The organism is Limnohabitans sp., assembly GCF_017848645.1.
Classification (GTDB): domain Bacteria; phylum Pseudomonadota; class Gammaproteobacteria; order Burkholderiales; family Burkholderiaceae_C; genus Limnohabitans_A.
Map to the genome: position 1 here is coordinate 24,446 of NZ_JAFEIF010000054.1, position 23,659 is coordinate 48,104.

Annotated in this window: 23 protein-coding genes; 10 read left to right on the plus strand and 13 right to left on the minus strand. The window is 63.2% G+C overall.

What is annotated here, in order from left to right:
* Window positions 1-112 precede the first annotated feature (112 nt).
* Genes QZ190_RS12630 through QZ190_RS12640 form a run of 3 tightly spaced genes read right to left on the minus strand, consistent with a single transcriptional unit; the run spans window position 113 to window position 2,776 of the window.
* A complete protein-coding gene (locus tag QZ190_RS12630; RefSeq protein ID WP_291916831.1) occupies window positions 113-1,657 on the minus strand; it encodes an ammonium transporter in 1,545 nt (514 codons plus the stop codon).
* A 23-nt stretch (window positions 1,658-1,680) separates the two neighbouring features.
* Window positions 1,681-2,019, minus strand: coding sequence for a P-II family nitrogen regulator (gene glnK / locus QZ190_RS12635; protein WP_062406859.1), 339 nt, complete (start codon window positions 2,017-2,019; stop codon window positions 1,681-1,683).
* A gap of 28 nt (window positions 2,020-2,047) precedes the next feature.
* Window positions 2,048-2,776: a TorF family putative porin gene (locus QZ190_RS12640; RefSeq protein ID WP_291916834.1), complete on the minus strand. Its 729-nt coding sequence runs from the start codon at window positions 2,774-2,776 to the stop codon at window positions 2,048-2,050.
* A gap of 382 nt (window positions 2,777-3,158) precedes the next feature.
* Here QZ190_RS12640 and QZ190_RS12645 point away from each other — a divergent pair, with 382 nt between their 5' ends.
* On the plus strand, window positions 3,159-4,691 hold the full coding sequence (locus tag QZ190_RS12645; RefSeq protein WP_291916836.1) for a YifB family Mg chelatase-like AAA ATPase: 1,533 nt from the start codon (window positions 3,159-3,161) through the stop codon (window positions 4,689-4,691).
* A gap of 48 nt (window positions 4,692-4,739) precedes the next feature.
* Here QZ190_RS12645 and QZ190_RS12650 read toward each other — a convergent pair whose 3' ends face one another.
* Genes QZ190_RS12650 through QZ190_RS12660 form a run of 3 tightly spaced genes read right to left on the minus strand, consistent with a single transcriptional unit; the run spans window position 4,740 to window position 7,810 of the window.
* On the minus strand, window positions 4,740-5,510 hold the full coding sequence (locus QZ190_RS12650; RefSeq protein ID WP_291916837.1) for an SDR family oxidoreductase: 771 nt from the start codon (window positions 5,508-5,510) through the stop codon (window positions 4,740-4,742).
* Between the two features lie 3 nt (window positions 5,511-5,513).
* Window positions 5,514-6,491: a tripartite tricarboxylate transporter substrate binding protein gene (locus tag QZ190_RS12655; RefSeq protein ID WP_291916839.1), complete on the minus strand. Its 978-nt coding sequence runs from the start codon at window positions 6,489-6,491 to the stop codon at window positions 5,514-5,516.
* Entirely contained in the window at window positions 6,485-7,810 is a 1,326-nt protein-coding gene (locus QZ190_RS12660) for an MmgE/PrpD family protein (RefSeq protein WP_291916841.1), read from the minus strand. The genes QZ190_RS12655 and QZ190_RS12660 overlap by 7 nt, the downstream gene beginning before the upstream one ends.
* A gap of 128 nt (window positions 7,811-7,938) precedes the next feature.
* On the opposite strand from QZ190_RS12660, the gene QZ190_RS12665 reads away from it, so the two are divergent.
* From QZ190_RS12665 to QZ190_RS12680, 4 genes are all read left to right on the plus strand, one after another.
* The gene (locus QZ190_RS12665; RefSeq protein ID WP_291916843.1) at window positions 7,939-9,189 is read left to right on the plus strand and encodes an MFS transporter; all 1,251 of its coding nucleotides are present in this window, start codon (window positions 7,939-7,941) and stop codon (window positions 9,187-9,189) included.
* Between the two features lie 125 nt (window positions 9,190-9,314).
* Window positions 9,315-10,265, plus strand: a complete 951-nt coding sequence (locus QZ190_RS12670; protein WP_291916845.1) for a sulfurtransferase — start codon at window positions 9,315-9,317, stop codon at window positions 10,263-10,265.
* Window positions 10,266-10,274: 9 nt separating this feature from the next.
* Window positions 10,275-11,348 carry a YeeE/YedE thiosulfate transporter family protein gene (locus QZ190_RS12675; RefSeq protein ID WP_291916847.1) on the plus strand — a complete coding sequence of 358 codons (1,074 nt, stop codon included), beginning with the start codon at window positions 10,275-10,277 and terminating at the stop codon, window positions 11,346-11,348.
* A gap of 10 nt (window positions 11,349-11,358) precedes the next feature.
* Window positions 11,359-11,526, plus strand: a complete 168-nt coding sequence (locus QZ190_RS12680; protein ID WP_199225068.1) for a hypothetical protein — start codon at window positions 11,359-11,361, stop codon at window positions 11,524-11,526.
* Window positions 11,527-11,551: 25 nt separating this feature from the next.
* Here QZ190_RS12680 and QZ190_RS12685 read toward each other — a convergent pair whose 3' ends face one another.
* On the minus strand, window positions 11,552-12,493 hold the full coding sequence (locus QZ190_RS12685; protein ID WP_291916848.1) for an HTH-type transcriptional regulator ArgP: 942 nt from the start codon (window positions 12,491-12,493) through the stop codon (window positions 11,552-11,554).
* Window positions 12,494-12,641: 148 nt separating this feature from the next.
* Here QZ190_RS12685 and QZ190_RS12690 point away from each other — a divergent pair, with 148 nt between their 5' ends.
* Window positions 12,642-13,307 (plus strand): LysE family transporter, encoded by a 666-nt coding sequence (locus QZ190_RS12690; protein WP_291916849.1) that lies wholly within the window; start codon window positions 12,642-12,644, stop codon window positions 13,305-13,307.
* Window positions 13,308-13,410: 103 nt separating this feature from the next.
* Here the strand turns inward: QZ190_RS12690 and phnE are convergent, their stop codons facing one another.
* The 5 genes from phnE to QZ190_RS12715 form a co-directional block, all read right to left on the minus strand.
* Window positions 13,411-14,259 (minus strand): phosphonate ABC transporter, permease protein PhnE, encoded by an 849-nt coding sequence (gene phnE / locus QZ190_RS12695; RefSeq protein WP_291916850.1) that lies wholly within the window; start codon window positions 14,257-14,259, stop codon window positions 13,411-13,413.
* Window positions 14,256-15,116 (minus strand): ABC transporter permease, encoded by an 861-nt coding sequence (locus QZ190_RS12700; protein ID WP_291916851.1) that lies wholly within the window; start codon window positions 15,114-15,116, stop codon window positions 14,256-14,258. Before QZ190_RS12700 ends, phnE begins: the two co-directional genes overlap by 4 nt.
* 28 nt (window positions 15,117-15,144) lie before the next feature.
* Window positions 15,145-15,984, minus strand: a complete 840-nt coding sequence (locus tag QZ190_RS12705; RefSeq protein ID WP_291916852.1) for a phosphonate ABC transporter ATP-binding protein — start codon at window positions 15,982-15,984, stop codon at window positions 15,145-15,147.
* An 18-nt stretch (window positions 15,985-16,002) separates the two neighbouring features.
* Window positions 16,003-16,836, minus strand: a complete 834-nt coding sequence (locus QZ190_RS12710) for a putative selenate ABC transporter substrate-binding protein (protein ID WP_291916869.1) — start codon at window positions 16,834-16,836, stop codon at window positions 16,003-16,005.
* A gap of 285 nt (window positions 16,837-17,121) precedes the next feature.
* Window positions 17,122-18,030 carry a LysR substrate-binding domain-containing protein gene (locus QZ190_RS12715; protein WP_291916853.1) on the minus strand — a complete coding sequence of 303 codons (909 nt, stop codon included), beginning with the start codon at window positions 18,028-18,030 and terminating at the stop codon, window positions 17,122-17,124.
* Between the two features lie 101 nt (window positions 18,031-18,131).
* On the opposite strand from QZ190_RS12715, the gene QZ190_RS12720 reads away from it, so the two are divergent.
* From QZ190_RS12720 to egtD, 3 genes are all read left to right on the plus strand, one after another.
* The gene (locus QZ190_RS12720; protein ID WP_291916854.1) at window positions 18,132-19,115 is read left to right on the plus strand and encodes a tripartite tricarboxylate transporter substrate binding protein; all 984 of its coding nucleotides are present in this window, start codon (window positions 18,132-18,134) and stop codon (window positions 19,113-19,115) included.
* On the plus strand, window positions 19,112-20,323 hold the full coding sequence (locus QZ190_RS12725) for a M20 aminoacylase family protein (protein WP_291916855.1): 1,212 nt from the start codon (window positions 19,112-19,114) through the stop codon (window positions 20,321-20,323). The genes QZ190_RS12720 and QZ190_RS12725 overlap by 4 nt, the downstream gene beginning before the upstream one ends.
* Before the next feature lie 88 nt (window positions 20,324-20,411).
* Window positions 20,412-21,380 (plus strand): L-histidine N(alpha)-methyltransferase, encoded by a 969-nt coding sequence (gene egtD, locus QZ190_RS12730; protein ID WP_291916856.1) that lies wholly within the window; start codon window positions 20,412-20,414, stop codon window positions 21,378-21,380.
* A gap of 13 nt (window positions 21,381-21,393) precedes the next feature.
* Here egtD and senA read toward each other — a convergent pair whose 3' ends face one another.
* Window positions 21,394-22,680 carry a selenoneine synthase SenA gene (gene senA, locus QZ190_RS12735; protein WP_291916857.1) on the minus strand — a complete coding sequence of 429 codons (1,287 nt, stop codon included), beginning with the start codon at window positions 22,678-22,680 and terminating at the stop codon, window positions 21,394-21,396.
* A gap of 13 nt (window positions 22,681-22,693) precedes the next feature.
* Here senA and senB point away from each other — a divergent pair, with 13 nt between their 5' ends.
* Window positions 22,694-23,656 (plus strand): selenoneine biosynthesis selenosugar synthase SenB, encoded by a 963-nt coding sequence (gene senB / locus QZ190_RS12740; RefSeq protein WP_291916858.1) that lies wholly within the window; start codon window positions 22,694-22,696, stop codon window positions 23,654-23,656.
* The last annotated feature ends 3 nt before the right edge of the window (window positions 23,657-23,659 follow it).

A 23,659-nucleotide genomic window follows, 5' to 3' on the forward strand; every position in this document is an offset into this window, starting at 1 on the left:
AGCGGCCAAAACCTGGCCCCCCAAAGAAACAGCCCGCAGGGCCGAAGCACTGCGGGCTGATGAGGGGGTGGCTTGCGCCACCACTTGCAATGAAACTTGTCGTATCCGGCTTTTAGCCGTGGTAGGCCGACTCGCCGTGCGAAGCGATGTCCAGACCTTCGCGCTCTTCTTCTTCTGTGACACGCAGACCGATGGTCAGGTCCACGATCTTGAAGGCGACCACCGAGACCACACCCGACCAGACGATGGTCAGCAGCACAGCCTTGGCCTGGGTCCAAACTTGCCCAGCGATGGAGTAAGCATCGGGGGCAATCATGGCCACCGTGACCCAGTCACCCACGGCGCTGGGGCCGCCCAGAGCGGGCGAGTTGAACACGCCGGTCAACAAAGCACCCACGATACCGCCCACACCGTGCACACCGAACACGTCCAGAGAGTCGTCAGCACCGAGCATCTTCTTGAGGCCGTTCACACCCCACAGGCAAGCAAAGCCCGCCACGATGCCGATCACCAGACCGCCGCCGATGCCCACGTTGCCTGCTGCTGGCGTGATGGCGACCAGACCGGCCACCGCACCCGAAGCTGCGCCCAACATGGAGGCTTTGCCACGCATCAACGCTTCACCCACGCACCAGGCCAGCACCGCACCGGCAGTGGCGACCAAGGTGTTGATGAAGGCGAGAGCCGCGAAACCGTTGGCTTCCAGGGCCGAGCCGGCGTTGAAGCCGAACCAACCCACCCACAGCAAGGACGCACCCACCATGGTCAATGTCAGGCTGTGCGGGGCCATGGCTTCACGGCCGTAACCCACGCGCTTGCCCACCATGAAGGCACCGACCAAGCCCGCCACAGCGGCGTTGATGTGCACCACAGTGCCACCAGCGAAGTCCAAGGCACCCCACTGCCAGATCAGACCGGCTTTGGAGGTCATTTCATCGGCGACTTCCTTGGCGGTGTAGGCGTCAGGACCCATCCAGAACCAGACCATGTGGGCGACTGGCAGGTAGCTGAAGGTGAACCACAGCACCATGAAGGCGAGCACGGCAGAGAACTTGATGCGCTCGGCGAATGCACCCACGATCAGTGCGCAAGTGATGCCTGCGAACGTGGCCTGGAAGGCTGCGAAGGTGATTTCAGGAATGACCACGCCCTTGCTGAAGGTGGCCGCGTTGGCAAAAGTGCCCGCAGCGTTGTCCCAGATGCCTTTCATGAACAAGCGGTCAAAGCCACCGATGAAGGCATTGCCCTCGGTGAAGGCCAGGCTGTAACCGTAGATGAACCACAGCACCGTGATCATGGAGAAGGTGACCACGACCTGCATCAGCACGGACAGCATGTTCTTGCTGCGCACCAAGCCGCCGTAGAACAGAGCCAGGCCCGGAATGACCATCAGGATCACCAAGATGGTGGAGACCATCATCCAGGCGATGTCACCCTTGTTGGGCACGAGCACAGGCGCTGGCGCAGCTTCTGCTGCAGCGGGGGCCGCAGCAGCAGGCGCTGCAGGTGCCGGGGCTGCATCGACCGGCTTGGCGTCAGCTGCAGGGGCCGTCACGGCAGCGGGGGCAGCGGTTTGTGCGGTGGCGACAGACGCCGTACCGAACACACCGAGACCCAGACTCAGGCCCAAGGCCAGGGTAGCGAGTAGTTTTTTCATTTATCGACTCTCTTTCTGATGCATCAAAGGGCTTCTGCGCCGGTTTCACCGGTACGGATGCGAACCACTTGCTCGAGGTCGTATACGAAGATCTTGCCGTCGCCGATCTTGCCGGTACGGGCACCGGCTTCGATGGCTTCGATCACGCGCTCGACGAGTTCGTCAGAGACAGCGGCTTCGATCTTCACTTTGGGCAAAAAGTCGACCACGTATTCCGCGCCACGGTACAGCTCGGTGTGGCCTTTTTGACGACCAAAGCCTTTGACTTCGGTCACGGTGATGCCCTGCACGCCGATGCCCGAAAGTGCTTCACGCACCTCGTCCAGCTTGAAGGGTTTGATGATGGCGGTCACCAGTTTCATGATGGCTCCTTGTTGAATTGAGTGGCGATCAGAAGGCGTATTTCAGGCCCACGACCACACCAGTCTTGCCGGTGAACTTGCCTGCGGGGGTGACATACATGGTTTTGTCAGCGTCCGTACCCACCACAGCGGCGGTGGCCGACAAGCCATTGCCCAAGTCTTTGCCCAAGGTGAGCGAGTAATCGGTGTACGAGTAAGCGCCATTGTTCTTGACGGACTGGTAACCCACATGCGGCAACAGGCTGAAACCGTTGCCCATGTCAAATGTGCCGCTCAGGTCCACGTAGTAGCTGTTTTTGCTGTCGGCAAAACCAAACAGATTGGACAAGGCGTGCGAGTATTTCAACGTGGCAGGGCCCATGGTGACGGCACCATAAATTTCATTGGTGTTGGCACTCACCGCCAACTTGTTGCTGGGGTACTCATAGCGCAAGAAGCCCACGTCATACGCCACATCGCCCACTGCACCTTTGTAGCCGCCGTACACATCGACTTCTACCGAAGCGTCACCACCAGCGTCCTTGATCCACTTGATGCTGGAAGCCCAGGCACCCACGTAAAAACCACTCTTGTCCGCGTAGTCGATGCCGCCTTGCACAGCAGGCTTCAGGCGCGACTGGGAAATGCCACGGTAACGGTAATCGCTGGTCGCTCCCACGTTGAACGACAAAGAGCTCTCGGCAGCTTGCGCTTGTGCTGCACCGGTCACGGCCAACAAGGACAGGGCCAACAAAGAAGGAACGAGCAATTTTTTCATGAAGAACTCCAAAAGTGAAGAAAGGACATAGCCTCCAAGCAGGGAGCGTGCCAAGCTGTTGGCCACACCCCTGCACAGGCGTTGACGGACGCTTTTCCCCTCTGAACGGGCACCCCCGGCATTCCACACCATGCGCTTGGCAAGCACTGTGGGCCAGCACACCCAACATGCACCAATTTGAGGCGCCAGCAGTTTTCGGGTCTCAGTTTGGTGCGCAGCTGCGCATGGCCAAGCCCGGATGCGCGCCTTGACACCTTTGCGGTGCACGCCACGGCCCATGCCCATCTGAATGCCCGCTAAGCGCTTGACACCACAACAACACTTACCCAAAACAGCCGCCCTCCTCTACACTGGTGCCCATAAAAAAGAGGGAGGACGAGACATGGCCCTGGCCACCATCCACAGCCGCGCCCTGGTGGGCCTGACCGCTCCGGCCGTCATGGTCGAGGTGCATCTGGCCAACGGCCTGCCCAGCTTCACGCTGGTGGGGCTGGCCGATGTCGAAGTCAAGGAAGCGCGCGAGCGCGTGCGCTCGGCCCTGCAAAACAGCGGCCTGGACTTCCCACACAACCAGCGCATCACCGTCAACCTGGCGCCAGCCGATTTGCCCAAGGATTCTGGACGGCTGGACTTGCCGATTGCGCTGGGCATCCTGGCGGCCAGCGGCCAGATCGATGCCAGCAAGCTGGCGGGTCACGAGTTCGCGGGCGAGTTGTCGCTGTCGGGCGAGTTGCGCCCGGTGCGCGGCGCGCTGGCCATGAGCCTGGTGCTGCGCCAGCAACATGTGCGCACCCGGCTGGTGTTGCCCCCGGGCAGCGCCGAAGAAGCGGCCCTGGTGCCCGATGCCGAAGTCTTTCGCGCCCAGCACCTGCTGGATGTGGTGCAACAGTTTTTGCCACCCTCGAGCGAACCCCCACCCGAACCCACCGACGGTTGGGCCCGCATGGCCGCCACCACGCCCAGCGCACCACCGCGCTACGCCGACCTGGCCGACGTGAAAGGCCAGGCGGGCGTCAAGCGCGTGCTGGAGATCGCCGCCGCCGGGGGGCATTCGCTCTTGATGGTCGGCCCGCCGGGCTCGGGCAAGTCGATGCTGGCGCAGCGCTTTGTGGGTTTGCTGCCGCCCATGTCGATTGAGGACGCGCTGGAATCGGCAGCGGTGGCCAGCTTGGCCGGGCGCTTTGATCTGAGCCAATGGGCGCAGCGCCCCACAGGCCAGCCGCACCACTCGGCCAGTGCAGTGGCTTTGGTGGGCGGCGGCTCGCCCCCACGCCCTGGCGAAATTTCGCTGGCGCACCACGGCGTGCTGTTTCTGGACGAGTTGCCCGAGTTCCCCCGGGCCGCATTGGAGGCGCTGCGCGAGCCGCTGGAGACGGGCAGCATCACCATCGCTCGGGCCGCACGGCGGGCCGAATTTCCAGCGCGGTTTCAGTTGATCGCGGCCATGAACCCCTGCCCCTGCGGCTATCTGGGGAGCAGCACGCGGGCCTGCCGCTGCTCACCCGACCAGGTCAGCCGCTACCAAGGCAAGCTCAGTGGCCCCTTGCTCGACCGCATCGACCTGCACATCGAAGTGCCCAGCCTAGGTGCACAAGACCTGCTGAACGCGCCACCCGGCGAAAGCACCGAAGCCATCGCCGCCCGCAGCGGGGCCGCCCGCGAACGCGCCCTGGCCCGCCAGGGCTGCACCAACGCCGCGCTGCAAGGCCAGGCCATCGACCAGGAGTCGCGCCTGGAGGACAGCGCAACGGCCTTGCTGCAAAAAGCCGCCGCCAAACTCGGCTGGAGCGGGCGCAGCGTCCACCGCAGCCTCAAAGTCGCCCGCACCATCGCCGACCTGGCAGGCAGCGACACGATCGCGTCGGTGCATGTGGCCGAGGCCCTGCAGTACCGGCGGGTGCTGCAGGGGCAGTGAGAGGGGGCTGCGCTGCAGGCCATTGGGATGCGCAACCCGCCAATCACCTCAGACCAAAGACAAACCCCCATCCATCATCAGGGTGTGGCCCGTGACCAGCCCCGAGGCCGACGAGGCCAGGAACATCACCGCGTGCACGATGTCTTCTTCGGTGCCGGTGCGCTTGAGCGGAATACTTTGCGTCTTGGTGCGCACATAATCCGGGTTGGCAAACAAGTCCTGCGTCATGCCCGAGGGAATCGCCGTGGGGGCCACCGCGTTCACACGCACCAACGGTGCCCACTCCACCGCCAGCACCTTGGTCATGTGAGAGACGGCCGCTTTCTGAATGCCATAGGGCGTACCCTTGCCCGAGACCACCACCCCGTTGACGCTGCCGATGTTCACGATCGCGCCGCCCCGGCTGCGCATGGGCTCGCCAAAGACCTGGCAGCTGCGGTAAACACCGTTCAGATTCACGTCGGTCAGGGTCATCCAGGTCTCTTCGTCGCAACCCGCAAAGTCCGAGCGAATCTGCAAACCATGCGCATTGACCAGCACATCCAGGCCCGCCGTCTGCGCCAGCTCGGCCTGCACCGCCTGCAGTGAAGCACGGTCACGCACATCGGCCACGCGGTGTGTGATGCGCGGATCGTTCTCACCCGCTTGTATCGGGGACTGGTCCACGCACCAGACCTGCGCGCCCAGCGAAGCAAAGCCCCGGCTGATGGCCGCGCCCAAAGTGCCACGCCCACCGGTCACCAGCACCTGCGTGCCCACCAAGTCACGGTAGGGAAACGCGTAATCACCCGAAGGCGCAAAGTTGCCCAAAGCCGCCATGGCTCAGTCCACCGTGGCGCCAGAAATCTTCACACCCTCAGCCCACAACTCGATCTGGCGGCCCACAAACTGGCGAAACTCATCTGGCTTGTTGCCCACCACGGTGCTGCCCAGCTCGTTCATCTTCTGCACCACGTCGGCTTGCTTGAGCGCATCGGCCAAGTCCGTGGCCAGTTTGTCGAGCACCGGCTTGGGCGTGCCCTTGGGCGCAAAGAAGCCGGCCCAAGGCGCGGCGTTGAAATTGGCAAAGCCTTGCTCGGCCACCGTTTTGTACTCAGGCGCACCGGGGGCGCGTTGAGGCGTGGTGATGGCGATCATCTTGAGCTTGCCCGCCTTCAGGTGCTGCTGCACGGCTGGCAAGCCGGTCACACCCACCATCAAAGTGCCGCCCAGCAAGTCGGTGATCATGGGCGTGCTGCCCCGGTAGGGGATGTGGGTCAGTTGCACATTGGCCTTGGACTTCAGAATTTCCATGCCCAAGTGCGATGCCGTGCCGTTGCCGTCCGAGCCATAAGAGAGCTTGCCCGGCTCTTTTTTCAGCAGCGCGATCAACTCGGCCAGGTTGTTGGCCGGTACCTGGGGGTTGACCACAATCGCGTTCGGGTAGATCGTGGCCTGCGTCAGCGGCTCAAAGTCATTGAGCGGGTGGTAGGGCATCTTCTTGTACAAAGAGATGTTGATCGAGTGCGAGCCCGTCACGCCCAGCACGATGTTGTAGCCGTCCGGGGCCGACTTGGCCACCAGGTCCGAGCCCACGTTGCCACCAGCGCCCGCCTTGTTGTCGATGACCACAGGCTGGCCCCACTTGGTGCTGAGTTTTTCGGCCACCACACGGGCCGTGATGTCGGTGGCACCACCGGGTGGAAAAGGCACCACGATGCGCACCGGCTTGTTTGGGAAGTCGGTGGTTTGTGCGGCCACAGGGCCGCTCAGCCAGGCGGCGGCCAGTACAGCGGTCGTCACAAGGGTTTTCTTCAACATGGTGTTTTCTCCTGGGGTGAATGCCAAAACGGAAAGGGACGGGCGTCAAGCGGGGCGTGCAGCAACTGCGCGGCCCAATCAGCGGCCTGCGCGGCAGGCAGGCTGCCCTCGCAATAACTCAAAAATTTGTCCCGCAGCTCGGGCTCGGTGAAGGGCATTTGCGCATCGCCGGGCACGGCCGTGATGACGTGTTCATGCCGGGTGCCGTCGCTGCAGTCGATCAACACCCGCGCACCGCGCTGTTGCTGCTGGGTCCACGGGGCATCGACCTGCACCTGCACCTTGCCTTCCAGGGCGCGCAGCAAAGGGTCTTGAAACTGGGGCTCACGGTAGACCCAAGGATCAAGACGCCCCCAACGCAGCATGGCGGCCAGGCCGAAGCTGAGGGAAAACTGCGCCTGCAAAGGCGTTTGGGGCGCACGGTTGCCGCAGTAAATGGTGGCCTCTTCGTAGACCTGCAACACCACGCGATCGATCTTGCTCACCTCCAGAGACAACCGCAGGGCGTGGGCGGCCAAAGCACCGTAATGCACATGACGAACCGCCGCATAGGGTTTGAAATAGCCCTGCAGCAACTCGAACCCCTGTGATGCGTCAAAAGGCACTGGCGGTTTGCCCAGTCCGATCTGGGCGTATTCGGCCACCGCCCCAGCAGGCGCTGTAATGCCACCGGCCACGGCCAGCGCAGCGCTTTGCCCCAGCTGAGCGGCGTGGCCCAAATAGGTATTGCGCGCGGTGGCCCCTGATCGCACGGGCAAATACAAGCTCATGGGCAATTGGCAAGCGGCCACCTGGACCGCATGCGCGATCTGCTCAGGGCTCAGGCCCAGCGCATGCGCCACCGCAGCAGCCGCACCCAAGGCGGGCCAGTTGCCATCGACGTGCATGCCTTTGTTGATGCGCAAGCTCGCCCCCATGCGGGCACCGACTTCGTAGCCCACCACCAAGCCATGCAGAAACTGGCCATAGGTCAGGCGCGAAGCCATTGGCAACAGCGCGGCCAAAGCCGCCACACCCGGACGGCCGTGGGCACCCGCATGGCCCTCGCAGGCCTCATCCCAACAGGCTGCCATGGCCAGCACCATGGCGGCATTGGCGGCCGACAGACCAACACCGGCATCCGGGGTGAAGCGAAAGCTGCCGGGGTCAGCGGCTGCAGCGCCTTGCGCCAAGCGCGTCACCGGCTCTGCGCGCAAGCCCGCCATGATGCAACCCAAGGTGTCCATCACCAACCAACGGGCACGGGTTTGCAACGCAGGTTCGGCATTCAAATCCAGCGTGTGCAAGCCCCTCAAAACACCAAGCAATTGAGCATCCATACCTTGTCCACTTTGCGCTCACTCTAAATGCGATCGAAGACGATCACAGCACCCATGCGACAGTGTTGGGGGTCCCATGGCACGAAGATGAAAGCAAGACCCTGTGAACAGATCACGATAATGAATCCATGCGTTATTTCCCTCGTCAACACATGAAGACTTTAGGCTTGGGGCCCTTCAGCGTCTGGCTGTCCCTGCCCCAGCTGATCACCTGGGGCAGCGTTTTCTACACCTTCTCATTGCTCATGACGCCCCTGGAGGCGGAGCTGGGCATGGGGCGGGCCGAGTCATCGCTGGCCTTCAGTCTGGCGCTGCTGGCCGAGGGGCTGATGGCTTACCGGGTGGGGCGCTGGATCGATGCGGGGCATGAGCGGCGGGTGATGACCTTGGGCTCTCTTTGGGTGGGCTTGGGGCTGCTGGGGCACAGCTTTGTGACGTCGGTGGCGGGCTTTTATGCCGCCTGGATCTGGCTGGGCCTGGGCATGGCGGCCACGCTGTACAACCCGGCGTTCGCCGTGGTCACACGGCGCTTTGCCCAGGACTTTCGGCGCGCCATCATCACGCTCACATTTTTAGGTGGCCTGGCCAGCACGGTGTTCATTCCGCTGTTTGCCTGGTGGATGGAGTTGTGGGGCTGGCGGCAAGCCCTGTGGGCGTTGGCTGGGCTACAGCTTTTGGTGTGCGCGCCTTTGCACGGCTGGCTGCTGCACGGGGCGCCGCGCCCCCACGCCAGCCACCCCGACCGCACACAACCCGAGCACGGCGCACCCGCCGACACGCACAACCCCGCCGTGCCCGTGCGCGAACACCTGCGACACGCGCCGTTTTGGCTGCTGGCCTTGTTCATGGTGCTGACCATGTCGGTGACCTCGGCCCTGCCCGCGCACATGATCGCCTTGCTGCAAGAGTCGGGGCTGTCCCCCGCTTGGGTGCTGGCCATTCCAGCGGCCATTGGGGTGATTCAGGTGCTGGGGCGCTTGGTGCTGTTTGTGTTTGAGCGTTATTGGGATGTGCACGCCGCCAACCGCTGGATTCCGACCCTCATCCCGGCGGGAATCGTGGCCTTGCTGATCGGTGGGCTCAGCCCCGTGGCCTCGCTGGTGTTTGTGCTGCTTTACGGCCTGGGCAATGGCATGAACACCATCGTCAAAGGCACGGCCATGGCGCAGTACGTGAGCCGCGCGCATGTGGGGCAACTCAATGGCCTGCTGGGTTTGCCGATTGCGCTGGCCCGTGCTGCCGCGCCTTTGACGCTGGGTCTGCTGTGGTCACCGCAACACGGCTACACCCTGGCGCTGTGGTGGCTGCTGGCGGCCAGTTTGCTGGGTACTGGGGCGCTGTGGGCCGCGCAGCGGTATGCCCTCAAGCCCAGGCACTGAGTCGGGTTCCATGTTCCCTTATATCTGGCTTGGCATATATAACCAACAAAAAAATCGTTCCCATGTCTGAGGGGCTTGGCCACAATCGCGCCATCTTCTGTTCATCCCCATCAGGAACGCCTCTCATGAAACGCATCTCTGCCCTGGTTCTGGCCTTGTCGGCCACCGCCTTCTCTGCTTCCGCTTTCGCCGCCCAGCCCTTGCTCAGCCCTGCCGAGCTGCAGGCCAAGCTGTCCGACGCCAACGTGCGCGTGGTCGACATCCGCGACCCCAAGTCGTATGCGGCCAACCACATCCCCGGCGCGGTCAATGCCCCTTATGGCACCTGGCGCGGCCCGGCCAACAACCCTGGCGAATTGCCCGCTCTGCCCAAGCTGACCACCCTGGTGCAAAGCCTGGGCCTGACCCCCAGCACCCATGCGGTGATTGTGTCCAGCGGCGCAGACGCCACCGACTTTGGGGCCTCGGCCCGGGTTTATTGGACCCTGAAAGTGCTGGGCCTCAAAGAGCTGTCGGTGCTCAATGGCGGCGTGAAGGCCTGGACCACCGCCGGTTTGCCGCAAAACAACGAAGCCGTGAAAGTAGCCGCCAGCAGCTTCCAGCCGCAAATCGACAAGAGCCTGGTCGCCACCAAGGAAGAGCTGGTGGCCCGCGTGAAAGCCGGTGACGCCGCCTTGATCGACGCCCGCCCGGCCGAATTCTTCAAGGGCGACACCCGCCATGTGGCCGCCAGCGTGCCCGGCACCTTGCAAGGCGCGGTGAACGTGGAACACAGCAAATGGTTTGCCCCCGGCAGCGCCACCTTTGTGAGCCCCGAGCAGGCCCAAAAAGTGGCGGCTGCCAGCCCGATCGACCCAGCCAAAGAAACCGTGTCCTTTTGCAACACCGGCCACTGGGCCGCAACCAACTGGTTTGCCATGTCCGAAGTGCTGGGCCAGAAAAACGTGAAGCTCTATGCGGGCTCGATGGTGGAGTGGTCCAAAGACGCCAGCGGCCTGCCCATGGCCAACGTGCCCAGCCGCCCCAAGCAACTCCTGATCGACACCAAGCTCTGGGCCGAGAAAACCTTCAAGTAAATTCAGCTCATGAAACGCCTTCCTTTGGCGGCCTTGCTGGCCGCCTTTTTCATCTTTTTGGCGCTGTCCGTGTCCATCCGCCAAGCCGTGCTGATGCTGGTGGGCGTGGGCATGGGTGCAGCTTTGGCGGCCGCCCGCTTTGGTTTCACCACCGGCTGGCGCCAGCTCATTGAGCAGCGCAACCCGCAAGGCGTGAGCGGCCAGGTGCTGCTGCTGGCACTGGCCAGCTTGGCAGCGCTGCCGCTGCTGGGCCAGTTTCCTGAACTGCACGCGGCCCTCGGGCCACCGAGCGTGAGCTTGCTGGTGGGCGCTTTTGTTTTCGGGCTGACCATGCAGATTGCCGACGGCTGCGGCTCGGGCAGTTTGTACAAGGCGGGCCTGGGCGTGCCGCTGAACATGGGCATCTTGCCGCTGTTCGCCTTGGGCAGCTTTTTGGGTTCGGTGCACCTGGACAGCTGGTTGTCACTGGGCCAAACGGCCCCGGTCAGTTTTTCTGCCGAATACGGCACGGGCGGCGCTTTGGCCTTGACGCTGACCCTGCTGGCCGCCGTGCTGGTGGCCGTGCGCCTGTGGGTGGGCGCGGGCCAAAGCTGGTTCGACAAACGCTGGGTCTGGGGCGCGGTGGTCCTCGCCGTGCTGGCGACTTTGAATTTGTTGCTGGCCGGGCAGCCTTGGGGCGTGGTCTATGGCTTTGGGCTGTGGGCGGCCAAGATCTCGGTGGCGCTGGGCGCATTTGACCCCGCAGGCAACGCGTTTTGGGGCCAGGCGGGCAACGCGCAGCGCCTGACACAAACCGTGTTCATGGACGTGACCACCATCACCAACATCGGCATTCTGGGCGGTGCGCTGTGGGTCTCGGCCAAGTCCCCGGCCGCTAGCAAGCCGCTCACTACACAACAATGGGTGATTGGCTTGGTGGCCGGTTTCGTCATGGGCTACAGCTCACGCCTGGCCTTTGGCTGCAACATCGGCGCCATGCTCAGCGGCATTTCCACCGGCAGCTTGCACGGCTGGCTGTGGGTGCCTTTGGCCTTTGCGGGCACGCTCATTGGCGTGCGCGTGCGCCGCCACTACCAGTTCTGAAGGAGGCCACATGAACACAACGCACAAACTGCAAGCGGTTTTCTGGCTGACGCTGGCCGCTTTTTTGGCTTGGGACTTTCAGGCCTCCGACCCGGTGGACCTGCGCAATGAACCACCCCTGATCGCCGCAGGCTCGGGCCAGGCCAGCAGCGGGGGGCATTGCTCGATGGCGAAGTGATCACGCCCAATCGTTGGCAACGCCTTCACACCGGCACCTGCCGCAAATGCAAACGCGCAGCGGTTTTGACGGCTTCGGTCAGGCGCTGGGCTGACGGGGCCTCGCGGGCCCAGTGCTGCCAGTACAGGGCCACATCCACCGTGGCACCGGGCAGCAACTCTTGCAGGGCTTGCGCAGGGTCCGTGTGCAAGGCCGCACGTTGCGCCAGGTGCTGCTCGGGCACCATGCCCCAGCCCAGGCCCAGCGCGATGGCGGTCTCGAAGGCCTCGACCGCCGGGGCAAAGTGGCGTGGGTAATGGGGTTGCTGCAGGCCAAAGTGCTGAGCCAAAAACGCGTCTTGCAAAGCGTCCTTGCGGTTGAAAATGACCGAAGGCTGGGCCAGCATTTTGTGCAGCGACACCGCGCCGCTGGGCGTTTGGCAGCGCTTGACCACCGCAGGCGTGGCCACACAGCAATAACGCATGGTGCCCAGCGGCTCGGCCACGCAGCCGCGCATGGGCTCGGCCAGGGTGCTCACACAGCCGATCACGTCGCCGCTTTTGAGGGCGTCGTGTGTGTGGTCCTGGTCGTCGATCAGGATTTCGAGCAGCAAATGGTGCTTCAAAAGCAAAGGGGCCACACCGGGCAAAAACCAGCTGGCCACCGAGTCGGCGTTCACGGCCACGCTCAGCGATTGCCAGCGCGGGGCCTTGCGCGCACCAGTTTGGGTGGACGTGCCTTGCAGGCCGCCCAGCAAATCGGCTTCCATCATGCGCACCTGTTTGACATGGGCCAGCAGGCTCTGCCCAGCCGGGGTGGCCCGCACCTGCTTGCCCCGCACCAGCAGACGCTGGCCGAGCGTGTCTTCCAGCGCCTTGATGCGCAAAGACACGGCCGCCAGGGTGAGCGACAGCGCCTGGGCCGCCGCACCAAAACTGCCGTGCTCGACCACGGTGGCCAGGGCTTCGAGTTGGCGGGCGTCCAGCATGTTTGAATTAAAAATTAATTGAGTGATATGAGTTTAATTGAACTTGGTTTAAATCATGGCGCTTGGCGCGCACACTCGTGACCATTCATCGGCAGCGCCATCCAGTTGCCCAGCATCACACCGCCACACACGGCACCCGGAGATTCCCATGGTTCTGAGCATTCCCACTTTCACCGCCGGCATGGTGCTGAGCATCTCGCTGATCATGGCCATTGGCCCACAGAACGCGCATGTGCTGCGCATGGGCCTGCAGCGCCAGCACCTGTGGCTGACGGTGGCCGTGTGCGCCGTGGCCGATGTGGCGCTGATTGGGCTGGGCGTGCTGGGTCTGGCGCAGCTGGGCGGCCTGAGCGACAAACTGCACGGCGCGCTGGTGGGTGCAGGCATGTTGTTTTTGGCGGTCTATGGCTGGCAGGCGTTTCAGCGGTTTTTGCGGCCCCGTGTTTTGACACTGGATGTGCCGTCGGGCGACACATCGAGCGCATCGGTGAACACCCTGGCCAGCCCCCGGCCACAACCCGTCACGCGCCGTCAGGCCGTGTTGTCGGCGCTGGCGTTTTCATGGCTCAACCCGCACGCTTGGCTGGACACGGCCGTGCTGATCGGCACCGCCTCGCTGGCCTATGGACACGGCAGCACCACTTTTGGCCTGGGCGCGGCAGCGGGTTCGATGCTGTGGTTTTTGGTGCTGGGCGCCGCCGCCTTCTGGCTCGGCCGCCGCCTGCATTCCCTGCACATCTGGCGCGCACTTGACGGCGCGGTGGCGCTGATGATGTGGGGCACAGCGCTGTGGCTGGGCTTCAGTCTGGTTTGAGCAGGTGAAGGTCTACTGATCCCAACAAGCACTCAGCACCAGCACGCCTCGATCGCCCACGGGGTGAGCGCCTACAAACTCAAGGCGCCAACAGTTCAGCGCATTACCGTGTCAACCAGCGCCGCGCCGCAAAGCTCAGCGCGTCCACACAGGCCACCATGAGCAGCATGGCCGCCAAAATGGTGGCCGTCTTGTTCATGTGGAACAGACCCATGTGGAAAGACAGCATCTGGCCCAAACCACCCGCGCCCACCACGCCCAGCACAGCGGCAGCGCGGATGTTGTTCTCCCAGCGGTACAGCGTGTAGCTCATGAGCTGCGGCAGCACCTGCGGCAAGGTGGCGTAAAAGAACACGCGCAGCGGACCCACGCCCTGGGTGCGCAAGGCGTCGCCCGGCCCGGCGGGCACGTTTTCCATCGCCTCTGCAAACAACCGGCCCAGCACGCCCGTGGTGTGCAGCGCCAGCGCCAAAGTGCCGGCCATGGGGCCGAGGCCCGCCGAAATCAACAACAACGCCGCCCACACCAATTCAGGAATGGCGCGCAAGGCATTGAGCAACCAGCGCGTGGGGCCGCGCAGCCAAGCCGGGTCTTGGGTGGACATGCGGCTGGCGGGAACAGCCAACGCCAGGCCCAGTACCGCCGCGATGGCGGTGCCCAAGGCCGACATGGCCAAGGTTTCCCAAGCGGCCCAAACCACCTTGTTCACAAACACGGGCGACAAATCAGGCGGGAAAAACTCCGCCACAAAGCGGCCCATGCTGCGTGCCGCTTCCATGGACGCAAAAGACGCCCAGTCCAGGTCGAGCGAGACAAAGCTGGCCACCACCAAAACCAGCAAAGCCAGAGTGAACCAACACGCTTTGCAGCGGGCGTCAAAGATCGGCGGCGGCAATTTGTAGGGCGGGTTGGCCGCTTCGCGTGAAGAAAACAAGGTGCCTGAAGACTTCATGCCAGCGCCTTTCGCAACCAGGCGCTCACGCGGTCGGCCAGCGCCACCAGCGCGATGAACACCAGCAGCATGGTGGCCACTTCGCCGCCGTTGAACATCTTCATCGAGTTGTCCAACTGCTGACCCAGTCCGCCTGCGCCCACAAAGCCCAGCACCACCGAAGAGCGGATCGCGCATTCCCAGCGGTACACGGTGTAAGAGGCCAACTCAGCGGCGTGACTGGGCAGCAAGGCGTACACAAAGGCCTGCAGGCGGCCACTGCCATTGCGCATCAGGTTTTGGGTGGCATGGCTCTCGCCGCTTTCCAAAATCTCGGCGTAGACCTTCCCCAGCATGCCGCCATAAGTCAGGGCAATGGCCAGCACGCCCGCCGTAGGCCCCAGGCCCACCACGCGCACAAACACCAGCGCCCAGATCAACTCCGGAACGCTGCGCAGCACAATCAGCGTGGCCCGCACCAGCCAGCGCAGCACTGCGGGCCAACGGTCCATGCGGCCCGACAAAGCCGACAGCGACAAAACCCGCGTGGCCAACAGGCTCAAAGGAATGGCCAGCACCAGCGCCAGCGTGACGCCCGCGGTGGCCATGGCCACGGTGCGCCAGGTCTCACGCACCACCATGTCCATGAACTCGGCGTTGTAAATCAGCGGCCAAAAGGTGGACAAGAACTGCGCCGTCACTTTTCGGTTTTCAGGCTCCCACAGCACCCACAAACGGAACTCGGTGGCCACGCCCAATGGCCACAACAGCACCAAAGCCAGGCTCAACCAAAACACCCGCTTGAAAAAGGCCGGGTCGCGGGCCGGCGCATCCAGGCGAGGCCGGGGCGTAGGCAGGGGTGAAACAGAAGCGGTCATCTTGAACCAGGTGCAGCCAGCTACAGCGTCAACGGCAGTGCATCACCGCAGGCGCGGATTGGGTTGAAGATGCTTCTGCTGAGGTCATGGGCGGGGCTTCGCCACGCAACTCGTGTTCGAACTGGTCGTACAAATGTGCCAAGCGCTCGGGGCTGACCTGCGCAGAGGGCAGGTCAAACACCAGCTGCCCATCGCGCAGGCCAATGATGCGCGGAAAGTGCGCCAGCGCCATGTCCACCTGGTGCAGTGTGGCCACCAGCGTGACCTGACGCTCGGCCGCCAGGTTCACCAAAGCGGCCATGGCCATGCGGGCGCGCATGGGGTCGAGCGCCGAAAGAGGCTCATCGATCAGCCACAGGCTGGCCGGAGCCAACAGGGCGCGGGCCAGACCCACGCGTTGGCGTTCACCGCCCGAGAGGCGGTCCACGCGGTCGAACAATTTATCGCCCAGGTCAAAGTGCACCAGCGCTTCGTAAGCGGCCGGGATGTCGGTGGGGTAGAACAACGAGCGCAAGCTGGACCACAAACCCATGCTGGGCAAACGCCCGGCCAGCACCGAGGTCACCACGCGTTGGCGCGGCGGCAGCGGCGGCACCTGCGGGGCCAGAAACAACTGGCCGCGTGTATGGCGCAAGGCGCGTGCAGAAAGTGTCCAAGGGTTCACGTCCGACAACTGCAAGCTGCCTTGGGTGGGCCGCTGCGCGCAGGCCAGCACCTGCAACAAAGTGGTCTTGCCCGCGCCCGACGGGCCGATGATGGCCACCTGCTCGCCTGCGCCAAAACGCAGGTTCAAAGCCCGCAAGGCCGCTGGCACGCCAGGCAGCGCCGCCGGGTGCCGCGCCTCCAAAGCCGAGAGTTCGATCTTCACCGCCGTGCTGCTCAGGCTTTAGAGCAAGCCCGCGCTGCGTGCAGCCGACTCCAGGCCTTTGTAGTTCTCGGGCGTGGTGGAGATGTAGCGGGTCGAGCGGTTGAGCTTCAGGATCTCGGCGTGCTCGGGGTTGGCGGGGTTCAGGGCCAACAAGGCGGCCTTGATTTTTTCGCGCAAATCGGCAGGCATGTCGGCATGCACCGACCAGTTGTAGTTGAAGTAAGGGGGCGTGGTGTAGAACACGTTCACGTCTTGCGTGTTGACCTTGTTTTCTGCCACGAACTTTTTCCAGACCGTGATGTCCAGGGCCGCAGCGTCAACCTTGCCGCTGACCACCGAGGCGATGGTGGCGTCGTGCGCGCCGCTGTAGGCGATGCGCTTGAAGTCCTTTTCAGGCTCGATCTGGGCTTGCAGCAAGAAGCTGCGCGGCATCAGGTGGCCCGAGGTGCTGCTTTGTGAGCCAAAAGAGACTTGCTTGCCCTTCATGTCGGCCAGCGTCTTGATGCCAGAGTTGGTCTTGGCAATGAACACCGACTGGAAACGTGTGTCTTCTTCGCGTTGGGCAATGGGCACGATCTTGCCGCCCGAGCGGATGTTGGCTTGCACAAAGGTGAAGCCGCCAAACCAGACCACATCGACCTTCTTGTTGACCAGCGACTCCACGGCAGCGGGGTAATCGGTCACGGGCGTGAACTGCACCTTCATGCCCAGCTGCTTTTCCAGGTAGTTGGCCAAGGGCGTGAACTTGCGCACCTGCTCGGTAGCGGCTTCCTCAGGGATGGTGGTCACGCGCAGCGTGGTCTGGGCTTGGGCTGCCGAAGAAAAAGCGGCCGACAAAGCCAGCAGTCCCATCAGGGCCGAGGTCTGGATTTTGGAGAGGATTGAAGTGGACATGGAAAAACTCGCCTGAGGCAAGACACTGGGAAAAGGGTTGAATTAGACCCCATTTTGAAAGAACACGCCTGCCTAGCAGCGGGGCCTGAACGCCTCATCTGAAGCCAGGCTTGTTGCACGTCTCGCACGCTTGTTGCAAGCCGCGGAATTTGGCGAGAAGCGCATGCCGTTTGCAGCCCCCAAAGGGGCCTTTATCAGCAAGGCAATGGCCCACTGATCGTTGCGAAGCTTTCCTTCGCCGGGTCATCGAGCCAGGGCGAGGCTTGGATGGTTCGATTGCTCGACCAACCAATCCGTGAACCTGTCCCCGGCAGAAAAGCCGGGAGCATCCTTGTTGGAACATAAAAAATAGCCGCGTCCACAAGAAACTTCCATGTCGAAAGGCTTGACCAACTCGCCCTTGGAGAGCTCCATCTCAACGAGGCACGCAGGCACAACGGCCACACCCATGCCGGATTTGGTGGCCACGATCAGGTTCATGGTCAGATCAAAACTGGGGCCCAAGCGCGGTGAAAAAGGCACGCCTGCGGCATCAAACCACCGGGCCCAATTGTCAGGAAAATTGGTGTGGCCCAGCAAACACGCGGACTGCAGGTCTTTCGGTTGGCGAAATCGCGCTTTCAATTCGGGTGCACAAACGGTCACCAACTCGCGCCCCAACAAATAGTGGGTCTGGACATGGTCTGGCCATTTTCTGTGCGGACGCTTGACCTCGATCCAGAAATCCACGTCATCTCGGGTGAAGTCCTCGTCGTGCCTGAATTGCCGCATCTCGATGTCCACATCAGGACAACGCTGCCGGAACTGCGGCAAACGAGGCAAAAGCCATTGAATGCCCAAGGTGGGAATCACACTGATTCGAACAGGTCGGGATTGAAGGGAATTTCCAAAACTCTCAAAAGCCGACTCCAGCGCCAGAACATGTCTTTGCGTCAACTTTCTCAACTCGGCGCCGCGTTCGGTCAGCTCGGCACCGGCTGAATTTCTGTCAAAAAGCCGGATACCCCCCAGGTGTTCCTCCAGCCTCTGCACCGCCTTGCTGACAGCGGCTTGCGTGACACACAGCTCCTGCGCCGCGCCTTTGAAGCTTTTCATGCGAGAAACAGCCAAAAATGCATGCATCTCGACCATGGATGGGGAGCGTATTTTCATGGCCTGCTTTATAACATTAGGTTATCGGCAGAGATGCCTTTGTCGTTTGTATTGAGCCACCGTTGTCAGTAATCTCCAGACTTTCAGCACGAAAGCACCCCATGCAACTCAATCGACGCCAAGTGATGAGCCTGGCCGCAGCCAGCGCCTTGACGCCCCTTCACAACGCCTTCGCCCAAGCGGGTTATCCCGCCAAGCCCATCACCTTGGTGGTGCCTTTTGCGCCGGGGGGTGCTGTCGACAACTCAGGTCGCCTGATCGCGGAACGGCTGAGCAGGGTTCTCAAAGTTCCAGTGGTCGTCGACAACAAGGCCGGTGCTGGCGGTGCCATCGGGTCTTCTTTTGCTGCCAAAGCCGCGGCGGACGGTTACACCTTGGTGGTGACTTCTCAAAGTACGCATGTGGTCAATCCGGCCGTCAACCCCAGGCTGCCTTACGACGCACTCAAGGACTTTGCCCCCATCACCCTGATCGACCGCCTGGCCAACGTGCTGCTGGTCAACAAGGATCTGCCCGTCAAGACGTTTGCTGATTTGGTGAAATTCGCCCAGGCCAACCCGGACAAGCTGAGCTATGCCAGCGCGGGCATCGGTTCGGTGTCACACCTGAGCATGGAGTTGATGAAAGTCCAGGCGAAACTGCCCATGACGCACATTGCCTACCGTGGGGCCGGCCCTGCGCTCGTGGACCTGCTGTCCGGTCAGGTGCAATTGACCTGGAACAACCTGTCTTCCAACATGTCCAATATCCGCAACGGCAATCTGCGGGCATTGGCCGTGGCAGCACCACAACGCGTGCCACAACTGCCGGATGTCCCCACATTTGGCGAACTCAAACTGCCGGACCTGAACCTCACCTCCTGGACAGGACTGGCCGCCCCCGCCAACACACCCGAGCCGATCGTTCAACTGCTTTACAAAGCGGTGCGCAGCATCCTGAACGAAGCTGCCACCCAGTCGATCTGGACTGACAAAGGGATGATGGTGCCCGAAGACATCACGCCGGCCGCTTACCGCTCTGAAATCGCGGATCGCATCCAGTTTTACCAGCGCATCGCCAAAGCCAACAACGTCGTCGTGGAATGAGCGATTCCCTGTCATCACCGCCCGAGCGCCAGGCTCCCTACACGCGCATTGAGGATTTGATGCCGCAAGCGCAGGAGCTGACGCGCATCCGCCAACACCTTCACCAGCACCCCGAGCTGGCTTTTGAAGAACACAAAACATCCGGCTTCATTGCTCAAAAACTTCAGGACTGGGGCTTTGAGGTGACACGGGGCATTGGTGGCACGGGTTTGGTGGGCACGCTGAAAAATGGCACCGGCCCCAAACGTCTGGGCATTCGTGCCGACATGGATGCCTTGCCTATCCATGAGTGCACCGGCGCCGCGCATGCCAGCACCGTGGCAGGCCGCATGCACGCTTGCGGTCACGATGGCCACATGACCATGCTGCTGGGCGCTGCGCGCCACTTGGCCGAACACCGCCATTTTTCAGGCACCCTGAACCTGATCTTTCAGCCCGCCGAAGAAAAAGGCTTTGACAGCGGTGCCAAGGCCATGGTGCTGGACGGCCTGTTTGACCGCTTCCCGTGCGATGCGGTCTATGCCATGCACAACCACCCCGGGGCGGCGCAAGGCCGAATCTTGTTGCGCAGCGGCGCATTCATGGCGGCAGGCGACCGGGTGTTCGTGAAAATTTTGGGTGTTGGCGGTCATGCGGCCAGGCCGCATCTGGCCGCTGACCCCTTGGTGGCAGCCGCGGCCATCGTCACATCCTTGCAGACCGTGGTGGCCAGAAATGTCGATCCGGCCGAAACGGCGGTGGTCACCGTGGGGCGCTTGCGCTCGGGTGATGCGCTGAACGTGATTCCCGAGATGGCCGAAATCGGCATCAGCGTCCGTTCGTTTTCTCCGACCGTTCGCGCCCTGCTGAAAAAACGGATCACTGAGATCATCACCGGCATCGCGCAAGCGCACGACACCCAAGCCGACATCCAGTACATCGAAGGCTATCCCGTCTTGATCAACACACCGTCTGCCGTGGAGCTGGCCGCACAGGTGGCACAGGATTTGATGGGCCCCGATGCCGTTGAACTTGAACACCCCCAACTCACAGGCAGTGAGGACTTTGCCTATATGCTCCAGGCGTGCCCCGGCGCGCTGGTCAGGATCGGTAACGGCCCCTTGCAAAAAGGCCGAGGGCTGCACAACCCGGGCTACGATTTCAACGACGACAACCTGCCCTATGGTGCCGCGTTCTGGTGTCAGTTGGCCGAACGATTTTTGGTGTGACACACATTGCAAAAAACCGCGTGGCACCTGCCAACGCAGCTGCTGCCTGGTTTTTTCACCGACCAAGTGGCTCGGTTAGCATGGCCGCATGACCACCCCCCAATTCATCCAGCTGTACCAGCACAACGCCGCTGCAGTGGCGCAAGAACTCTTGCAGGGCCTGAGTGCCCCGCAGGCCTTCACCTCGCCCAAATACCTGTACGACGCGCTGGGCTCGCGCCTGTTTGAAGCCATCACCGAGCTGCCCGAGTACGACCTGACGCGCACCGAGGCGCAACTCATGCGCCTGCACAGCGCCGACATGGCCCAGCATGTGCCTGCAGGCGCTTGCTGGATCGACCTGGGCGCGGGCAACTGCGAAAAAGCCGGGCGACTGCTGGGGCCGCTGCACGCCGGGCGCTACGTGGCGGTGGACATTTCGGTGGACTTTGTGCGCCAAGCCCTGGACAGCCTGCAGCGCCAGCACCCGGGCCTGGCCATCGCGGGCCTGGGCACCGACTTTTCGGGCGGTCTGGCATTGCCGGACACCTTGGGCCTGGACCCAGCGCAGCCGCGCGTGTTGTTTTACCCGGGCTCGAGCATCGGCAACTTCACGCCCGATCAGGCCCTGGGCTTTTTGCAAAGCCTGCACCGCGCTTGTGGCACGGCCCCGGGCAGCGGTTTGCTGATCGGGGTGGATTTGCTCAAGGACGCGGCCGAATTGGAAGCGGCCTACGACGACGCCTTGGGCGTGACCGCGGCCTTTGACCTGAATTTGCTGCTGCACATCAACCGCTTGGTGGGCAGCAACTTTGCGGTGCGCGACTGGCGGCATTTGTCGCGCTTCAACGCCCAGGCATCGCGCGTGGAAATGCACCTGCAGGCCCGTCACGCAGTGCGCGTGCAGTGGCCGGGCGGCGAGCGGCTGTTTGCGGCAGGCGAGACCATCCACACCGAAAACGCCTGCAAATGGACGGTGCCGAACTTCGAAGCCTTGCTGCACTCAGCAGGCTTTGCCCAGACCCGCGCTTGGACCGATCCGGCCCAGCGCTTTGCGGTCTTGTGGGCCACGGCCTGATGGCACAGAACTTTTAAAGCGCCACCGACCGGAAGCCCGCAAAAATGTCGCGCCGCTCGGGCACAAAGAAATTGCGGTAACGCACATCGACCACGTTGGCCGAAGTGGCGGCGCACGCCCCACGCAGCACGCGGTGGCCGTGCCACCAGGGCGCTGAATAGTCGCGGTAAGGGTGCACCTCAAAGCCCGGATAGGGCGCAAAGTCACTGGCTGTCCATTCCCACACCTGGCCCCACTCAAAGCCAGGCTGTTGGGCTGCGCATGCCCACTCGGCTTCGGTGGGCAAGCGCCTGCCCGCCCATTCGCACCAAGCCTGGGCATCGAACGCATTCAGGTGCACCGCCGGGGCCTGCAGGTCAAGCAGCTGCCACTGGCCAAAACACTGTGCTTGCCAAGTGCCGTCAACGCAACGCACATGGGGCGGCTGCGCATGACCTGTGGCCTGCACAAAAGGCAAGTACCGCGCCCAGGTCACGGCGGCAGCGTCAATTTCGAACGCGGCCAGCGCCTGCGTGTGGGCCAGGCGCTCGTTGTCAAAAGCAAAGCCTGGCCCCTGATGGCCCAGCGTGTGAACCTGCGCAGGCACCAAGATGCCCCCAGAACGACCGGATGGTGAACGACCTGATGGTGTTGGTGCAGCCGCATCACCGGATGCGGCTGCGCGCCAACACAAGGCTGGTGGCAAATCCAGCCCCAGACCTTGCGCCATGTAGACCGAAGCTTCGTTGTGCATGTCTTCATGCTGCAGCGCCAAGCGCCAAAAATACAGCGCTTCGTCGCTCGCGCCCGGACCGGCCGCCAGGGCGGCTTGCAGGTGGTTCAGGCTGCGCTGCAGCACCTGCGCCAAATAAGCCTGAGTGCCGGCCAGATCGGGCAACGGCAGCGCCCAGCGGCTGTCGTGGGCGACTTCGCTGGAGTTGTAGAGCGCATCGGCATCGGGCAACAGCGAGGCGTCAAAGTCCGCGCCACTGCTGGCACTGCGCGTGCCCAGGTGGCGCTGGCGGTTGCGCACCGTCCACCACTCCTGAAACCAGGCGATGTGGCCCCACTCCCACAGCGGTGGGTTCATGCCCGGCAAGGGCGGCACCGACAAATCGGGCAAGGCGTTTTGCCAAGCCTGCATCAGGCCCAGCGTGCGCTCGCGGGTGCGTTGCAGGGCCTGGGCCAAATCCGCCGCACTGGCCGTGCGCACGGCGCTGTGCACAGGCCCCAGGCACGCTGGGAAAGACCCTTCAAAATGCCCACCCAAAGAGGCATTGAGAGCGGCCTGCCCTGCCCCCGCTGTGCGACTGCCATTCATGTATAAACCGTCCATGCAAAAACTTCGAGTGGTGATTGTCAGCCCTGCCTTGGCCGACGCCAACAACGGCAATTGGCAAACCGCCCGGCGCTGGCAACAGCTCTTGTCTGCGCATTCTGCCCGCATCGTGCGCCAGTGGCCCGACGCGCAGGCAGATGATGACGATGTCATGCTGGCCCTGCACGCCCGCCGCTCAGCCGACTCGGTGCAGGCCTGGCACGCACGGCATGGCCAGCGCGGCCTGGGCGTGGTGCTGACCGGCACCGACCTGTACCGCGACATCGCGCACGACCCGCAGGCGCAGCGCTCGCTGGCCTTGGCGCATTCGCTGGTGGTCTTGCAAGGCCTGGGCGTGAAAAGCCTGCCACCCCAGCACCAATCCAAAGCCCGCGTGATTTTTCAGTCGACCGGCACACGCCAGACCCTGCCCAAAACCCCGCGCCACTTGCGGGTGGTCATGGTGGGCCATTTGCGCGAAGAAAAAGACCCGCAGACCCTGATGGCCGCCGCGCGATTGTTGCCGCCAGACGCGGGCGTGTTCATCGACCACATTGGCGCGCCGCTCGATGCGGCGCTGGGCCAAGCCGCACAGGCCACGCAGGCGCAGTGCCCGCATTACCGCTGGCTGGGGGCGCTGCCGCATGCCCCCACCCTGCAGCGCATCCAGCGCGCGCACCTGCTGGTGCACTGCAGCCGCATGGAAGGCGGCGCGCATGTGCTGATGGAGGCGGTGTGCAGCGGCACGCCCGTGCTGGCCTCGCGCATCGACGGCAATGTGGGCCTGCTGGGCGAGGATTACGCGGGCTACTTCGAGCCCGGTGATGCGCACGCATTGGCCCAAGCCTTGTTGGCGCTGCGCTCGAATGTGCCAGCGCTGGCGCAGCTCCAGGCCCAGTGCGCTGCGCGTGCCCCTTTGTTTGCGCCGGCCGCCGAGCGCGCCGCTTTGCACCGCTGGGTGCAAGACCTGAGCCGCTGAGCC

What these genes read in the sequence shown, in the direction of transcription:
- egtD (WP_291916856.1), top strand. Translation starts at nt 20,412, where the DNA reads ATGACCACCCCCCAATTCATCCAGCTGTACCAGCACAACGCCGCTGCA.
- QZ190_RS12700 (WP_291916851.1), bottom strand. Translation starts at nt 15,116, where the DNA reads ATGACCGCTTCTGTTTCACCCCTGCCTACGCCCCGGCCTCGCCTGGAT.
- senB (WP_291916858.1), top strand. Translation starts at nt 22,694, where the DNA reads ATGCAAAAACTTCGAGTGGTGATTGTCAGCCCTGCCTTGGCCGACGCC.
- QZ190_RS12690 (WP_291916849.1), top strand. Translation starts at nt 12,642, where the DNA reads ATGGTTCTGAGCATTCCCACTTTCACCGCCGGCATGGTGCTGAGCATC.
- QZ190_RS12650 (WP_291916837.1), bottom strand. Translation starts at nt 5,510, where the DNA reads ATGGCGGCTTTGGGCAACTTTGCGCCTTCGGGTGATTACGCGTTTCCC.
- QZ190_RS12680 (WP_199225068.1), top strand. Translation starts at nt 11,359, where the DNA reads ATGAACACAACGCACAAACTGCAAGCGGTTTTCTGGCTGACGCTGGCC.
- QZ190_RS12720 (WP_291916854.1), top strand. Translation starts at nt 18,132, where the DNA reads ATGCAACTCAATCGACGCCAAGTGATGAGCCTGGCCGCAGCCAGCGCC.
- QZ190_RS12655 (WP_291916839.1), bottom strand. Translation starts at nt 6,491, where the DNA reads ATGTTGAAGAAAACCCTTGTGACGACCGCTGTACTGGCCGCCGCCTGG.
- glnK (WP_062406859.1), bottom strand. Translation starts at nt 2,019, where the DNA reads ATGAAACTGGTGACCGCCATCATCAAACCCTTCAAGCTGGACGAGGTG.
- QZ190_RS12645 (WP_291916836.1), top strand. Translation starts at nt 3,159, where the DNA reads ATGGCCCTGGCCACCATCCACAGCCGCGCCCTGGTGGGCCTGACCGCT.
- QZ190_RS12640 (WP_291916834.1), bottom strand. Translation starts at nt 2,776, where the DNA reads ATGAAAAAATTGCTCGTTCCTTCTTTGTTGGCCCTGTCCTTGTTGGCC.
- phnE (WP_291916850.1), bottom strand. Translation starts at nt 14,259, where the DNA reads ATGAAGTCTTCAGGCACCTTGTTTTCTTCACGCGAAGCGGCCAACCCG.
- QZ190_RS12665 (WP_291916843.1), top strand. Translation starts at nt 7,939, where the DNA reads ATGCGTTATTTCCCTCGTCAACACATGAAGACTTTAGGCTTGGGGCCC.
- QZ190_RS12715 (WP_291916853.1), bottom strand. Translation starts at nt 18,030, where the DNA reads ATGAAAATACGCTCCCCATCCATGGTCGAGATGCATGCATTTTTGGCT.
- QZ190_RS12685 (WP_291916848.1), bottom strand. Translation starts at nt 12,493, where the DNA reads ATGCTGGACGCCCGCCAACTCGAAGCCCTGGCCACCGTGGTCGAGCAC.
- QZ190_RS12630 (WP_291916831.1), bottom strand. Translation starts at nt 1,657, where the DNA reads ATGAAAAAACTACTCGCTACCCTGGCCTTGGGCCTGAGTCTGGGTCTC.
- QZ190_RS12675 (WP_291916847.1), top strand. Translation starts at nt 10,275, where the DNA reads ATGAAACGCCTTCCTTTGGCGGCCTTGCTGGCCGCCTTTTTCATCTTT.
- QZ190_RS12670 (WP_291916845.1), top strand. Translation starts at nt 9,315, where the DNA reads ATGAAACGCATCTCTGCCCTGGTTCTGGCCTTGTCGGCCACCGCCTTC.
- QZ190_RS12725 (WP_291916855.1), top strand. Translation starts at nt 19,112, where the DNA reads ATGAGCGATTCCCTGTCATCACCGCCCGAGCGCCAGGCTCCCTACACG.
- QZ190_RS12710 (WP_291916869.1), bottom strand. Translation starts at nt 16,836, where the DNA reads ATGGGACTGCTGGCTTTGTCGGCCGCTTTTTCTTCGGCAGCCCAAGCC.
- senA (WP_291916857.1), bottom strand. Translation starts at nt 22,680, where the DNA reads ATGAATGGCAGTCGCACAGCGGGGGCAGGGCAGGCCGCTCTCAATGCC.
- QZ190_RS12660 (WP_291916841.1), bottom strand. Translation starts at nt 7,810, where the DNA reads ATGGATGCTCAATTGCTTGGTGTTTTGAGGGGCTTGCACACGCTGGAT.